At 61.2% G+C, this 12,883-nt stretch carries 13 protein-coding genes; 6 read left to right on the top strand and 7 right to left on the bottom strand.

Features of this window, described 5'->3' with window-relative positions:
• Window positions 1-6: 6 nt before the first annotated feature.
• From KGB14_RS09080 to KGB14_RS09070, 3 genes are all read right to left on the bottom strand, one after another.
• On the bottom strand, window positions 7-618 hold the full coding sequence (locus KGB14_RS09080; protein WP_223485804.1) for a PolC-type DNA polymerase III: 612 nt from the start codon (window positions 616-618) through the stop codon (window positions 7-9).
• Window positions 619-640: 22 nt separating this feature from the next.
• A complete protein-coding gene (locus KGB14_RS09075; protein WP_030129509.1) occupies window positions 641-1,120 on the bottom strand; it encodes an NYN domain-containing protein in 480 nt (159 codons plus the stop codon).
• Between the two features lie 141 nt (window positions 1,121-1,261).
• Window positions 1,262-2,035 (bottom strand): DUF2076 domain-containing protein, encoded by a 774-nt coding sequence (locus tag KGB14_RS09070; protein WP_223485802.1) that lies wholly within the window; start codon window positions 2,033-2,035, stop codon window positions 1,262-1,264.
• A gap of 177 nt (window positions 2,036-2,212) precedes the next feature.
• On the opposite strand from KGB14_RS09070, the gene KGB14_RS09065 reads away from it, so the two are divergent.
• Window positions 2,213-2,887, top strand: coding sequence for a YciC family protein (locus KGB14_RS09065; protein ID WP_223485800.1), 675 nt, complete (start codon window positions 2,213-2,215; stop codon window positions 2,885-2,887).
• A 74-nt stretch (window positions 2,888-2,961) separates the two neighbouring features.
• Complete coding sequence (locus KGB14_RS09060) at window positions 2,962-4,041, top strand: endonuclease/exonuclease/phosphatase family protein (protein ID WP_223485798.1); 1,080 nt, start codon at window positions 2,962-2,964, stop codon at window positions 4,039-4,041.
• Between the two features lie 98 nt (window positions 4,042-4,139).
• Here KGB14_RS09060 and hrpB read toward each other — a convergent pair whose 3' ends face one another.
• Window positions 4,140-6,659, bottom strand: coding sequence for an ATP-dependent helicase HrpB (gene hrpB / locus KGB14_RS09055; RefSeq protein WP_223485796.1), 2,520 nt, complete (start codon window positions 6,657-6,659; stop codon window positions 4,140-4,142).
• 97 nt (window positions 6,660-6,756) lie between these two features.
• Between hrpB and KGB14_RS09050 the strand changes: the two genes are divergently transcribed.
• Together KGB14_RS09050 and KGB14_RS09045 are read left to right on the top strand one after the other, a co-directional pair.
• Complete coding sequence (locus KGB14_RS09050) at window positions 6,757-7,176, top strand: polyribonucleotide nucleotidyltransferase (protein WP_223485794.1); 420 nt, start codon at window positions 6,757-6,759, stop codon at window positions 7,174-7,176.
• 39 nt (window positions 7,177-7,215) lie between these two features.
• Window positions 7,216-8,112, top strand: coding sequence for a cation diffusion facilitator family transporter (locus KGB14_RS09045; RefSeq protein WP_223485792.1), 897 nt, complete (start codon window positions 7,216-7,218; stop codon window positions 8,110-8,112).
• Here the strand turns inward: KGB14_RS09045 and KGB14_RS09040 are convergent.
• Complete coding sequence (locus KGB14_RS09040; protein ID WP_223485790.1) at window positions 8,106-9,134, bottom strand: DUF6515 family protein; 1,029 nt, start codon at window positions 9,132-9,134, stop codon at window positions 8,106-8,108. The genes KGB14_RS09045 and KGB14_RS09040 overlap by 7 nt on opposite strands.
• A 435-nt stretch (window positions 9,135-9,569) precedes the next feature.
• Between KGB14_RS09040 and KGB14_RS09035 the strand changes: the two genes are divergently transcribed.
• Complete coding sequence (locus KGB14_RS09035; RefSeq protein WP_030129517.1) at window positions 9,570-10,049, top strand: Lrp/AsnC family transcriptional regulator; 480 nt, start codon at window positions 9,570-9,572, stop codon at window positions 10,047-10,049.
• A gap of 251 nt (window positions 10,050-10,300) precedes the next feature.
• The gene (locus KGB14_RS09030; protein WP_007894445.1) at window positions 10,301-10,510 is read left to right on the top strand and encodes a DUF2788 domain-containing protein; all 210 of its coding nucleotides are present in this window, start codon (window positions 10,301-10,303) and stop codon (window positions 10,508-10,510) included.
• On the opposite strand, the gene KGB14_RS09025 is transcribed toward KGB14_RS09030, so the two are convergent.
• The gene (locus tag KGB14_RS09025) at window positions 10,505-11,146 is read right to left on the bottom strand and encodes a pseudouridine synthase (protein WP_223485788.1); all 642 of its coding nucleotides are present in this window, start codon (window positions 11,144-11,146) and stop codon (window positions 10,505-10,507) included. The two genes, KGB14_RS09030 and KGB14_RS09025, sit on opposite strands and share 6 nt — an antisense overlap.
• A gap of 123 nt (window positions 11,147-11,269) precedes the next feature.
• Window positions 11,270-12,769 carry an AMP nucleosidase gene (gene amn, locus KGB14_RS09020; RefSeq protein ID WP_223485785.1) on the bottom strand — a complete coding sequence of 500 codons (1,500 nt, stop codon included), beginning with the start codon at window positions 12,767-12,769 and terminating at the stop codon, window positions 11,270-11,272.
• Window positions 12,770-12,883: the final 114 nt, after the last annotated feature.

The raw sequence follows: 12,883 nt of genomic DNA, 5'->3' as shown, positions 1-12,883 counted from the left end.
TTTCTGTCAGAACCCGCGATGCCGCTTCAGATGCTCATTGATCTTCGCCGCCGGCACTTTCTGCAAACTGCACAACAAATCATGGGACAACTCCCGCAGCCCGTGCTTTTGCCGCAGTTCTTGCGCCAGATGTGCCGTCAGGTTGGCGGCCATTTCCGCATCGGCCATGGCCCGGTGAGCCTTGCCGGTATCGGGCAGGCTGGCGAACGTGGTGAGGGTGCCGAGTTTGTGATTCGGCGCGGTGGGCATCAGGCGGCGGGCGAGTAACAGCGAGCAGGCAAAGTTCTGCAGGCGTGTGCGCTTGATTCGCCCGAGCTCGTAGTCCCAGAACTTCTGGTCGAACGCAGCGTTGTGGGCCAACAGCGGGGTGATGCCAACGAATTCGTTGACCTCATTCATCACCTGCTCGGCCGAGGGCGCGGTGCGCAACATGGCGTTGCTGATGCCGGTCAGTTGTTCGATGAAGGCCGGCACCCGCACGCCCGCGTTCATCAGGCTTTGGTAACGCTCGACGATGCGCCCCTGTTCAAGGATCACCACGGCAATTTCCGTGGCCCGGCAGCTGCTGCTCGGGGAGATCCCGGTGGTTTCAAAGTCGATGACTGCTATGCGTTCCAAACCTGGTTCAACTCCGTAAAAATCAATTCTTGAGCAGCAACGCGCCTTCGATCGGCACGTAACGGCTGGCGGCGCGGATCAGCGAGTTGGCCGTGAGACCCGGCACGCCATAGGCCACCGCTTGCACCCCGTGCTTGCTGATGATGCGTTCCAGCAGCATGTCGAAATCACCGTCGCCGGAGGCCAGCACCACTTCGTCGACATGGTCGGCGGCATCCATGATGTCGAGGGTAATGCCCACGTCCCAGTCGCCTTTGGCCGAACCGTCGCTGCGCTGGATGTAGGGCTTGAGCTTCACGATGAAACCGAGGTTGCGCAGGATCTGCTGAAACTGCTGCTGCTTGCTGTCGCCACGATCGATCGCATAGGCATAGGCCTCGACGATCTGCCCCTCTTTACTGACGTCAGCCCACAACGCGGCGTAGTTGAAGTGGCAACCATAGGCCTGACGCACGGTGTAATAGAGATTCTGGACATCGGCGAACACTGCGATTTTTTTCACCGTACATCCTCTTGGGCGTGCCGAAGCGCGGGCAGGATCAGGCACCAGGCCCGAAAAGTTGCCCAGTATGCCAGCCCGAAGGATTGTTCCGCGAATAATCGGCCGTGTGGCGAGGGAGCTTGCTCCCTCGCCACAGATGTATCAGACGAAGGAATCGTCGTCGCCGAAGAACGATGAGCTGTCATCGCTGTAATCGGCGTCGGCGAACCCGCCTTGATCGCTGGAGTTGTCCGCCACGCGCTGATCCTCGCCCCAGCCGTTGCCGCTGTCGCTCTGGTCGTTGACCCGCGCCGGCTCTTCCTTGATGACTTCAACCACTTCCGGTTGCTGATTGTGGTGAAACAGGCTGCTGATACCTTGCGCCAGCATCACGCCACCCGCCACGCCCGCTGCCGTTTTCAACGCGCCACCAAGGAAACCGCTGCCGACAGGTTGTTGCGGTGCGTAATTCTGTTGAGGCGGCGCCCCGAAGTTCTGCTGAGCAGCCGGCGCTCCGAAGTTTTGCTGCGGCTGCGAACTGAACGATGGCCGCCCTGGCTCACGCCAGCCGCCATTAGAAGGGGCTGCGCCTTGAGTCGGCGCAGGCTGCGCGTCACGGGGGGCACCACCGAAGATGCTCGACAAAAAGCCGCCGCTGCTGGGTGCCGGCGCCGCTGCCTGCGCCTTGGCCGATTGCAGTTCAGCCTGCAATTGCTGGACTTGTTGGGTGAGTTGCTTGTTCTGTTCGTCGAGGCTCTTGATGGCTGCCTCTTGCACCAGAATTGCCTGGGTCATGAAATAGCCCGCCGCTGGTTGGCGAGTCAGGTGTTCCTTGATCCGCGCCTCGGCTTGGGCGTCGCGCGGGGCTGAATCCGTTTCGGCCTGTTGCAGCCGGGAAAACAGTCCATCGATCAGGGTTTGTTCTTCGCTGTTCATGGCGACCTCGTAGATTGCCGGGAATATCGTCGCCCTCATCCACCGTGGATAAGGTGCTCACCAGTAATGGGGCTGATACAGGATGTTTCAATGACCTTTACCGAACGTTTACGTTTGCGCCCCTGAGGGTTTCATCGGTTAAAGTGAGGCACTGCTTTCAATCTGCGATACCGACTGATGAATTCGTTCGATGTGCTGCGTGACTCTCTGTATTTCTTCAAGCGCAATCTGAGCCAGATCGTGCAGCTGTGCCTGCCGCTGGTGATCCTCGAGGCGCTGCTGCAACAAGTGGTCGATCACTCCACCGAACCGGACAGCTTTCCCGGCATCAGTGTGATTGTCGGCTTGCTGGTGTATCCGCTGTACACCGCCGCGCTGATCCTGTTTCTCGACGCCCGCAGCCGTGGCGAATCACCGCGCATCCGCGACCTGCTGGCGACCTCTGCCACCTTGTGGCCACGTTTCGCCGTGCTGACTGCCCTCAATACCCTGCTGATCCTGATCGGCCTGTCGCTGTATTTCCTGCCGGGCATCTGGCTGATGGTGACGCTCGCATTCGCTGAATACCTGCTGGTGCTGCGCGGCCTGGCACCGCTGGCGGCGATGAAGGAAAGCCTGCGCCTGACCCGCGGGCATTTCCTGCGCATTCTGGTGTGCATTCTCTGCGTGATGGGCCCGCTGTGGGTGCTCAAGGGGGCGACGCTGGCGGTTTACCCCGACCCGCAGAACCCGGTGATTTCGCTGCTGATCGACAGCGCCCACAGCTTCCTGCAACTGTTCACCAGCGTGGTGCTGTTCCGCTTGTTCATGCTGATCGGCGATGTGCCCGAGAAATCTGATGAGCGGCTCTGACCGCTCTACCCTTGGGCTTGGGCGCTGCTCTCGGTTATGCTCGGGGTCAATTTTGTAACGCTATAAGCCGAGCCATGACCCGTCTACTGCGCTACACCCTGCTGGGCCTGCTGATTGCCATCGGCCTGATTGCATCGCTGATCTACAGCCTGACCTGGCGCCCCGAAGCCAAGGAAGCGCTGCCGGTCAGTTGCAGCGCCCAGGCGCCGACACTGGTGCCCGGGCAGGCACTGAAGGTGATGACCTGGAACGTCCAGTACCTGGCAGGCAAGCGCTACGTATTCTGGAATGATCTGGCCGCGGGGGATGACGAGAGCCCTACACCTGAAGACATGGCCTTCAGCCTCGACGAAGTGGCGCGGGTCATTCGCGACGAGCAACCGGACATCGTGCTGTTGCAGGAGCTCGATGACGGCGCCAAGGCCAGCGACTACCAGAACCAGCTCAAATTGCTTCAGGATCGGGTCACCGACTTGTATCCATGCACAGCCCAGGCCTTCGACTGGAAAGCCGACTTCGTGCCTGAACCGCACATCTTCGGCAGCGTTGGCCGGCAATTGGCAACCCTGAGCCGCTACCAGATCGAACACGCCGAACGCCTGCAATTACCGGTCGCACCGGCCAATTTCATCAGCCGTCAGTTCAAGCCGAAAAACGCCTTGCTGGTCACTTACCTGCCATTGCACAACGGCGGCCAGATGGCCGTGCTCAATACCCATCTGGACCGCGCCCCCCAGCCCGACGAAACCTTGCAAACCCAGGTGACGGCCGTGGCCAAGGTCCTCGACAAGTACGAAAGCCGCGGCACGCCATGGTTGATCGGTGGAGATTTCAACCTGTTGCCGCTGGGTCAGTATCGACGCCTGCCTGCCGAGCAACGCACGCCCTACTCCGCCGACAGCGCGCTGCATGTGCTGTGGGACAAGTACCCGATGATTCCCAACAACAACGAAGCCAGCGGTATCGATCGGGCGCAATGGCTGACCCATTACCCGAACGATCCGGGCTTGAACGGCCCGGACCGGACTGTCGACTATCTGTTTTACAGCCCACACATCAAACGCGTCGAGGCGCGGGTAAGGCAGGACGATACGTTGCGCATTTCCGATCACTTGCCGGTGATTGCGCGGTTTCTGTTGCCGGCAGCGCCCTAGATTTGCGGCGCAAGTGAAAAAGATCGCAGCCTTCGGCAGCGCCTGCATTTGAATGCGATCCCCTGTAGGAGCTGCCGAAGGCTGCGATCTTTTGATCTTCAGCTTTTACGCGGCTTGATCCGCGCAGTCGCCTCGGCCACCAGTGGATCGTCCGGCCAATAGTGTTTCGGATAACGCCCCTTCAAATCCTTCTTCACCTCGGCGTAGGTGCTGCGCCAGAAGTTCGCCAGGTCCTGCGTCACCTGCACCGGCCGCCGCGCCGGGGACAGCAGATGCAATTTCACCACCTGCCGGCCACCAGCAATGCGCGGCGTCTCGGCCAGGCCGAACAACTCTTGCAAACGCACCGCCAGAATCGGCGGTTGCTCACTGTAATCCAGGCGAATCGATGAGCCCGACGGCACACTCAAATGATGCGGCGCCAGCTCTTCGAGCCGTTGCGGCAGCGGCCACGGCAGCAGATTGTGAACGATGCTCGACAGGTCCAGATTGGCGAAGTGACTGAGCCGCGAGACTTTACCCAGATACGGCATCAACCAATGTTCGAGACTTTTGAGCAGTGCAGCGTCGCTGACATCCGGCCACTCGCTTTGCCCCTGACTGTTCAGGTCCAATTGGCGCAACAACGCCACCCGCGCTTGCCACTGACGCAGCTCCGGGGTCCAGGGCAACAGCTCCAGACCTTTGCGTCGCACCAGATTCACCAGCGCCTGGCTGCGAGCGGTTTCGTCGAGGCCGGTCAGCGGCTCACGACCAAGAATCAACTCGCCGACCTTGCGCTGACGCTCGGCCCGCAGCACGCCTTCACGCTCATCCCAATCCAGTTGATCGATGCAACGCACCTGCTCGGCCAGCACTGAATCGAACAGCGCCGGATCGAAATCCGTCGCCAGATAAATCCGTTCTTCACGTTGGCCCTGACGACTGCCCAGGTCGGCGATCACCAGCCACGGTTGTTTCATCAAGCTGTCCGCTTCGGCGAACAGCGCGGCACGACCGTTGGCCAGTCGATATTCAGCGCCACCGGCCCGTCGCTGTTGGGCGACCCGATCCGGATAAGCCAACGCCAGCAACGCGCCGAGCCAGCGCGGATGCCCGGGATCGCTGACCGGCTCCGTCGCTTTGCCACGCAGGTAACCGCGATACTGCCGCGCCAGTTGCCGGGCCCGTTGCACGCCGCCCTGCGCACCTCGAGCGGCCCGTTCTTCACCGGACAGCAGCACCAACCGACTGTGCAGGTCCGCGCCAGCGCCACGCAAGATATCCCGCTCACCGAGCAGTGCCGCGACATCGCAGGCCATGTCGGCCAGACCGAGCGCCTGACCACGCAACAGCAAATGGGCGATCCGTGGATGGGCCGGCAGTTCAGCCATCGCCTGACCGTGACGGGTCAGCGCTTCACCCTCCAGCGCGCCCAAACGTTCAAGCAGATCCTGAGCCTGTGCATAAGCCGCTGCGGGCGGGATATCCAGCCAAACCAATTGACCCGGCGTCACGCCCCAACGACCGAGTTGCAAGGCCAGCCCGGCCAGATCCGCGGAGAGAATTTCCGCACTGGCATAAGCCGCCAGTTGCTCGTGCTGATCCTGCGACCACAGGCGATAACACACGCCGGGCTCCAAACGCCCAGCCCGCCCCGCGCGCTGCGTGGCGCTGGCGCGAGAAATGCGCTGCGTGTCGAGGCGAGTCATGCCGCTGCCTGGGTCGAAACGCGGCACTCGCGCCAGACCGGCATCGATCACCACGCGCACGCCGTCGATGGTCAGACTGGTCTCGGCGATGTTGGTGGCCAGCACCACTTTGCGCTTGCCCGCGGGCGCCGGCTCAATCGCCGCACGCTGGGCCGTCAGATCCAGTTCGCCGTGCAACGGGCACAGCAACACCGGTGTGCCCTCACCCAGCGCATCGATCAATTGTTGATGCACCCGACGAATCTCCGCCTGCCCCGGCAGGAACACCAGCAGGCTGCCGGTTTCATCATTCAGCGCGTCGAGGATGGTCTGCACCACCCTGGGCTCGATAAATTCACCGGGCTGAAACGGCCGGCTCCAGCGCATCGCCACCGGGTACATGCGACCTTCGCTGCGCAGGATCGGCGCATCGTCCAGCAACCCGGCCAGGCGTTCGCCTTCCAGGGTTGCCGACATCAAGAGGATTTTCAGCGGTTGATCGTCACGAAACAGCTCCCGACCATTCAGACTCAGGGCCAACGCCAGGTCGGCGTCGAGGCTGCGCTCGTGGAACTCATCGAAAATCAGCAAGCCCACGCCTTCCAGTGCCGGGTCATCCTGCAAGCGCCGGGTGAGGATGCCTTCGGTCACCACTTCGATGCGCGTTCTGGGGCCGACTTTGCTGTCGAGACGAATGCGGTAGCCCACGGTTTCGCCGACTTTCTCGCCCAGCTCACTGGCCAACCGCTCCGCCGCCGCCCGCGCGGCCAAGCGGCGCGGTTCGAGCATCAGAATGGTCTGCCCGGCCAGCCACGGCTCGTTGAGCAAGGCCAATGGCACGCGGGTGGTTTTACCGGCGCCGGGCGGTGCTTCGAGCACGGCTTCATGCCGTGTAGCGAGGGCTTCACGCAGGGCGGGTAAAACTTCATCAATCGGCAAAGAAATCATGCTGGCTCCCAAACAGAGCCGCGAGTATAACGGCGTTCGTTGCGGTCCTAATTCATATCGACGATGCTTCGTTCCCAGATGACTCAGGAGATTTAATATGCGTGCTTCCTTTCGCTTGATCGGCGGTGTACTGGTCGCGACCTTGCTGACCCAAATGACCGCCTGCGGCTCGATTTTCTACCCGGATCGCCGCGGCCAGATCGACGGCAAGATCGACCCGGCCATCGCCGCGCTGGATGCCGTGGGCCTGCTGTTCTATATCATTCCGGGCCTGATTGCCTTTGCGGTGGACTTTGCGACTGGCGCCATCTACTTCGAGCCCGGCCGGACCGCCCAGGTGGCTCCGGAAAAACTCAAGGAAGCCATCGGTGCCGACGGCAAGGTCGATAACCACAAGTTGCAGACTATTCTGGAAAGTGAACTGGGCCGCAGCTTCCCGCTGGACGATCCACGCCTGATCCAGCACAAGGGCAGCACCCAGCAACTGGCCATGTTTGGCCTGCAGCCGGCCGCATAATTCATGCAGGAAGGAACCCTTAAAGGAAAAGCCGCACCTATGACCTCCAGCTCCGACCACGCCCGCCTGCTGCGGCTGGCGACGCGCGCCTCGGTGGCGGTGGCGTGCACGTTGATCGTCGCCAAAGCCATCGCCTGGTGGTTGAGCGGCTCGGTGAGCATGCTCGCCGGGCTGACCGACTCGGCCCTCGACGGCATCACTTCGCTGCTCAACCTGTTGGCCGTGCACTATGCCTTGCGCCCGGCCGACGACGATCATCGTTATGGGCATGGCAAGGCCGAATCATTGGCGGGCATGGCGCAGGCACTGTTCATCGGCGGCAGTGCGGTGCTGATTACCTTGCAGGCGATCGAACGGCTGAAACATCCAGAGCCGGTGGGTGCGCCGTGGCTCAGCATCGGGGTCATTGTGTTCTCCCTCGTGCTGACCGTCGCCCTGCTGATATTGCAGCATCGGGTGATCAAGGCCACCGGCTCCAACGCCGTGCGCGCCGACTCTTTGCATTACCGCTCGGACCTGCTGCTCAACGGCAGCATACTGGTGGCCCTGGTGCTGGCCGGGTTTGGCTGGCATCAAGTCGACCCTTGGTTCGGCCTGGGGATCGCCGCTTACATCCTCTGGAGCGCCATTCACATCGCCCGGGAAAGCTTTGCAGTGCTGATGGATGAAGAACTGCCACCGGATGTCAGCCGCCACATGCTTGAACTGGCCTGCAGCGTGCCGGGCGTGCTGGGTGCCCACGATCTGCGCACACGGATCTCCGGCAACCATTGGTTCGTACAGTTGCATCTGGAGTTGCCGGGGGAATTGACCCTGTCAGTCGCCCACGGCATCAGCGATCAAGCCGCCGATGCGATTCACGCCGCCTACCCGCGAGCCGAAGTGCTGGTGCACGCCGACCCGCAGGAAGTGGTGAGTCCCGCCGGGGCTCAGTAACTCACCTGATAACCGCGACTGCTCAGGCAGTTGCCCTGGGCCTGTCGGTAAGCTTGCACCACCGACGGATCCGGCTGATAGGTGACGGCGCGCGGATCGAAGCCACTCTGCTCCACGGCCCAGCGATAGCACTCGTAACCGTCCTGATTGACCTGTTCCGGCGACTGGCCGTTGGCCGGATACGCCACCACGTCGTAGCCATTGCTGACCGGTTGCGGCTGCACGGGGGGCTCGACCACGACGTAATCCTGAGTGCTCTCCTGATAGACGTAATACGCGCCGGCCGCCAGGAACAACAACGCGCCGCCGATCCACACTTCACGTGCGTAATCGGGCAAGTAGCTGACCCGGATCCCGCGCGGCGGCTGAACCACCACGTAACGCGGGCCTTGCGGGCGATACCAGTAACCGCCGGAATAGAAATAATCCTGGCCACGATACGGCACGCGGAAGTTGCGGTCCGGGAAGCGATCAATCACTTGCCCTGGGCGATATTGCGGGCCGGGGCCCCAGCCATTGCCGTGCCCATCCGGGCGACCGGGCCAGCGCCGGTCATCGTGACGCGGGCCCGAACTGCCGGTTTGCCAGTGCTGGTTGTCATTGTTGCGCCGCGGTTCGTCCTGATAGTAGCCATGCCGGGGTTCCTGGGTCTGGCGCACGGTATCGGGCCGGCCCTGAATCGGCAGATTGTTACCGGGTTGTTGCGGCGGTCGATCCTGAGCATTGGGATCGTGCAACGGTCGGCCCTGAGCATTGGGCTCATGCAACGGCCGGTTCTGCCACTGACCGCCCTGGTTCTGGCCGTTGTGCTCGAACTGACGGCTGTTGTCGCCACGAATGATTTCGTTGTTTTGCGGACGAGGCTGATTGTTACCGCCATGGCCCTGGCCATTGCCCTGATGATCCGGCCCACGTTGTCCACCATCGGGACCACGGTATTGCGGCTCATCGGCAAGCGATTGCGCAGTGACACTCACACATAGCAAACCAACACCGGCCAAACGCCAGATGCGCGACTTCATGCTTTTCCTCACTGCGGGTTAGGGCCTGTACGTAAGACTGGGAAAGCGCAGGCCGGTTCTGTTACAGGTTATCAGTCACGCCATTTATTTATTGAGGGCGAGCAACAAATTGCAGGCAATAAAAAAGGGAGACCCGTCGGCCTCCCCTTGAGAACTTCGTCCGTGCTCGACGCTTATGACGTCGGCTCACCTCACGCCGTCTTCTGGACAGTGTGTAGCTCGGGGGCCGACACATCCCCGGTGGGGGTGGCGGCCGCAGCTGGCCTGATTGGGCGAGCCGCACTGGACTGTTTGTCCGAGCAGTGATTCTGGTGATAAGAATAGGCCCGGAGCAGCGGCAGAGGATTGCGAAGATTGCTCAAATAAACATCACTTGCGCAATTTTTAACTCAGGATAGATAATCTGCCGCAATAGTTATGACAAAGGCCTGATTGATGAGCAAACTCGACCGATACGACCTGAGCATTTTGGCGGAATTACAGCGTGACGCGCGCATCTCCAATCAGGAGCTGGCCGAACGTATCGGCCTGTCGCCTTCGCCTTGCTCGCGGCGGGTCAAGCAACTGGAAGACGACGGTTACATCACCCGCCAGGTCGCCTTGCTGGACCGCAAAATGCTCGGCCTGAGCCTGACCGCCTACGTGCTGATCGGCATGGACCGCCATACACCCGAGCGTTTCGAGAACTTCGAAGCGGCCATTCGCACCTTGCCGCAAGTGCTGGAGTGCAGCTTGGTGACGGGGATGGATGCAGATTATCAGCTCAAGGTGGTGGTACCGGACATGGATCATTATCAGAAGCTACTGCTTGGGCATCTGACCCGGATTGAAGGGGTGACCAGTGTGCGGTCGAGTTTTGTGTTGAACCAGGTGCTCAACAGCACCGAGTTGCCCCTCACTCACCTGCGCAATTGAGACCCGCTTCTGTAGGAGCTGTGTAGGAGCTGTCGAGTGAAACGAGGCTGCGATCTTTTGATGTTGTTTTTAAAGAGCAAGATCAAAAGATCGCAGCCTCGTTTCAGTCGACAGCTCCTACAAGAGCGGACCCGGCGTCTGTCAGGGCGACGAATGACTGCGACACACCGACGCAGGTCAATGCCCCGTCAATCTCCCTTGGCGTATACTCGCCCCGCCCTTTTTAGCCCCACCCGCGCTGGAGATGTTCAATGGATCCTGCAGTACTCGAAGAGTGGATGATGACTGGCCTGGTCAGCATCCTGATCATTTTCATGGGATTCATCGTCTGGGATCTGGCAAAAAAATCCAAGGCAGGGCGCTTCGGCTCGTTCATTCTGTTCTTTGTACTGGGGCTGGGCGTGGCCGCATTCGTGATCAAAAGCGTGGTAATCGGTCTGATCGAATCCGGCACTCTATAAGCGCGCCGGCACTTCCTTCCACTGGCCTTGATCGAGCCCTTCGATCGTCCAGTCGCCGATTCTGACCCGCACCAGACGCAACGTCGGCAAGCCGACCGCCGCAGTCATGCGCCGTACCTGACGGTTGCGGCCTTCGCGAATCACCAATTCCAGCCAACTCGTCGGCACGCTTTTACGAAAGCGCACGGGCGGATTGCGTGGCCATAGTTGCGGTTCATCCAGTTGTCGTGCTTCGGCCGGCAATGTCATGCCATCGTTCAGCTCGACGCCATCGCGCAAGCGCTGCAACTGCTCGGCGCTCGGTTCGCCTTCCACTTGCACCCAGTACGTCTTGGCCAGTTTGTGTTTCGGGTCGGCAATCCGTGCCTGAAGCTGGCCGTCGTTGGTCAGCAGCAGCAAGCCTTCACTGTCACGGTCCAGCCGCCCTGCCGGGTAAATCCCTGGAATCTCGATGTAATCCTTGAGCGTCGCCCGCCCCTCGCCGTCGCTGAATTGCGTCAGCACATCGAAAGGCTTGTTGAACAGGATCAGTTTCGGCTCGGCCGGTGGCGCTTTGGCGACACGGCGCGGGGCTGAAGAGGATGGCGCAGGCTTCACGCCAGGGCGGCGGGAAGCGGGACGTGGAGGACGAGACATGGGAAAAGGAACATCTAACGGTCAGGGCTGCTAATGCTAGGGCGTGCCATCGATTATTTCCACCGCAGTGGAAATAATCGATGGCACGCCCTGCCCTGACCGCCAAATGACCACGACAAACCGTTAGCGGAACGGCGGTTCGTCGAAGCTGCGCAGTTTGCGCGAGTGCAGCGAGTTGAGCTCGGTGCGCAGCAGATCCACCGCTTCGATGCCGATCTTCAAATGCTGGCTGACCGCGCGTTCATAGAAGGCGTTGGCCGAACCCGGCAATTTGATTTCGCTGTGCAGGGGTTTATCCGACACACAGAGCAACGTGCCGTACGGCACCCGCAAGCGATAGCCCTGGGCGGCAATGGTGCCGCTTTCCATGTCCACCGCCACGGCGCGGGACAGGTTGATCAGCGGACGCTCCTGCGCCCAGCGCAACTCCCAATTACGGTCGTCGTAAGTCAGTACGGTGCCGGTGCGCAGACGCTTTTTCAGCTCGTCGCCCTTCTCACCGGTGATGTTGGCCGCCGCTTGCTGCAACGCCATCTGCACTTCGGCCAGCGCCGGAATCGGAATGTTCGGCGGCACGACCCGGTCGAGAATCCCGTCGCGGCGCATGTAAGCGTGAGCCAGCACGTAATCGCCAATGGTCTGCGACTGACGCAAGCCACCGCAGTGACCGATCATCAGCCAGCAATGCGGACGCAGCACCGCCAGGTGGTCGGTGATGTTCTTGGCGTTGGACGGGCCGACGCCGATGTTCACCAGGGTCACGCCATGGCCGTCGCTGGCGATCAGGTGATAGGCCGGCATCTGATAACGATGCCAGACCACGCCCGCGGCAATCGCCGAGGCTTCGCCGTGGTCCATGCTCTTTTCGATGATCACGTTGCCCGGCAACACCATGCGCACAAAACGCGGATCGTTGCGCAGTTGCTCCAGGCCATGAACGATGAACTGGTCGACGTAGCGGTGATAGTTGGTCAGCAGAATCCACGGTTGCACATGGCGCCAGTCGCTGCCGGTGTAATGCACCAGTCGGCGCAGGGAGAAGTCCACCCGCGCGGCGTCGAACAAGGCCAATGGCAGCGGGTCGGTGTTTTCCCAGTCGTACAAGCCATCGGCGATGCCATCGGTGGCGGCCGACAAATCGGTGCTCGGGAACACCCGCGCCAGTACCGCCGCGGTGACGCCGGAGCCGGCCAGTTCATCGCCCTGTTCGACCACGTACGGATAAGGAATGTTCTGCTGACTGACGCCGACTTCCACGGTCACGGTGAAGTCGTGCATCAACGGGACGAGTTGTTCCAGCAGGTATTTGCGGAAGGCGCGGGGATGGGTGACGGTGACGCTGTAGGTTCCCGGCAGTTGAACCTTGGCATAGGCGCGAGTGGTCTGTGGGACTTCGCCCTGGCAAAGGTAGGTCAGACGCAACTCGGGATAACGAAACAGAGCACGCTGCTCAGCGTCCGGCTCGACGCGATCCTTGAGATAGCGCTTGAGCGCCTGATTCAGCGCAGTGGTTGCACGCTCGTGCAGGGCAGCAAGCCGATCCACGGCTTGCTCGGCGGTTTGAACGACAATAAACGCTTCGGTCACGATCAGCTTCCTGTGTTCTGACTTGCAGACCCTCATCTTGCCTGCATCGTCGCTTCACGGGAACAGTGGCGTGTTGGTTGTACATCAATGGCGAAGCGCAGAGGTCCAATGTGTGGGAGCGAGCCTGCTCGCGATGGCTGAGTAACATCC

The organism is Pseudomonas sp. A-RE-19 (assembly GCF_019956555.1).
Taxonomy (GTDB): domain Bacteria; phylum Pseudomonadota; class Gammaproteobacteria; order Pseudomonadales; family Pseudomonadaceae; genus Aquipseudomonas.
This window is presented reverse-complemented; position numbering and strand designations above follow the sequence as displayed.

What these genes read in the sequence shown, in the direction of transcription:
- KGB14_RS09070 (WP_223485802.1), bottom strand. Translation starts at nt 2,035, where the DNA reads ATGAACAGCGAAGAACAAACCCTGATCGATGGACTGTTTTCCCGGCTG.
- KGB14_RS09065 (WP_223485800.1), top strand. Translation starts at nt 2,213, where the DNA reads ATGAATTCGTTCGATGTGCTGCGTGACTCTCTGTATTTCTTCAAGCGC.
- KGB14_RS09060 (WP_223485798.1), top strand. Translation starts at nt 2,962, where the DNA reads ATGACCCGTCTACTGCGCTACACCCTGCTGGGCCTGCTGATTGCCATC.
- hrpB (WP_223485796.1), bottom strand. Translation starts at nt 6,659, where the DNA reads ATGATTTCTTTGCCGATTGATGAAGTTTTACCCGCCCTGCGTGAAGCC.
- KGB14_RS09050 (WP_223485794.1), top strand. Translation starts at nt 6,757, where the DNA reads ATGCGTGCTTCCTTTCGCTTGATCGGCGGTGTACTGGTCGCGACCTTG.
- KGB14_RS09045 (WP_223485792.1), top strand. Translation starts at nt 7,216, where the DNA reads ATGACCTCCAGCTCCGACCACGCCCGCCTGCTGCGGCTGGCGACGCGC.
- KGB14_RS09040 (WP_223485790.1), bottom strand. Translation starts at nt 9,134, where the DNA reads ATGAAGTCGCGCATCTGGCGTTTGGCCGGTGTTGGTTTGCTATGTGTG.
- KGB14_RS09035 (WP_030129517.1), top strand. Translation starts at nt 9,570, where the DNA reads ATGAGCAAACTCGACCGATACGACCTGAGCATTTTGGCGGAATTACAG.
- KGB14_RS09030 (WP_007894445.1), top strand. Translation starts at nt 10,301, where the DNA reads ATGGATCCTGCAGTACTCGAAGAGTGGATGATGACTGGCCTGGTCAGC.
- KGB14_RS09025 (WP_223485788.1), bottom strand. Translation starts at nt 11,146, where the DNA reads ATGTCTCGTCCTCCACGTCCCGCTTCCCGCCGCCCTGGCGTGAAGCCT.
- amn (WP_223485785.1), bottom strand. Translation starts at nt 12,769, where the DNA reads ATGAGGGTCTGCAAGTCAGAACACAGGAAGCTGATCGTGACCGAAGCG.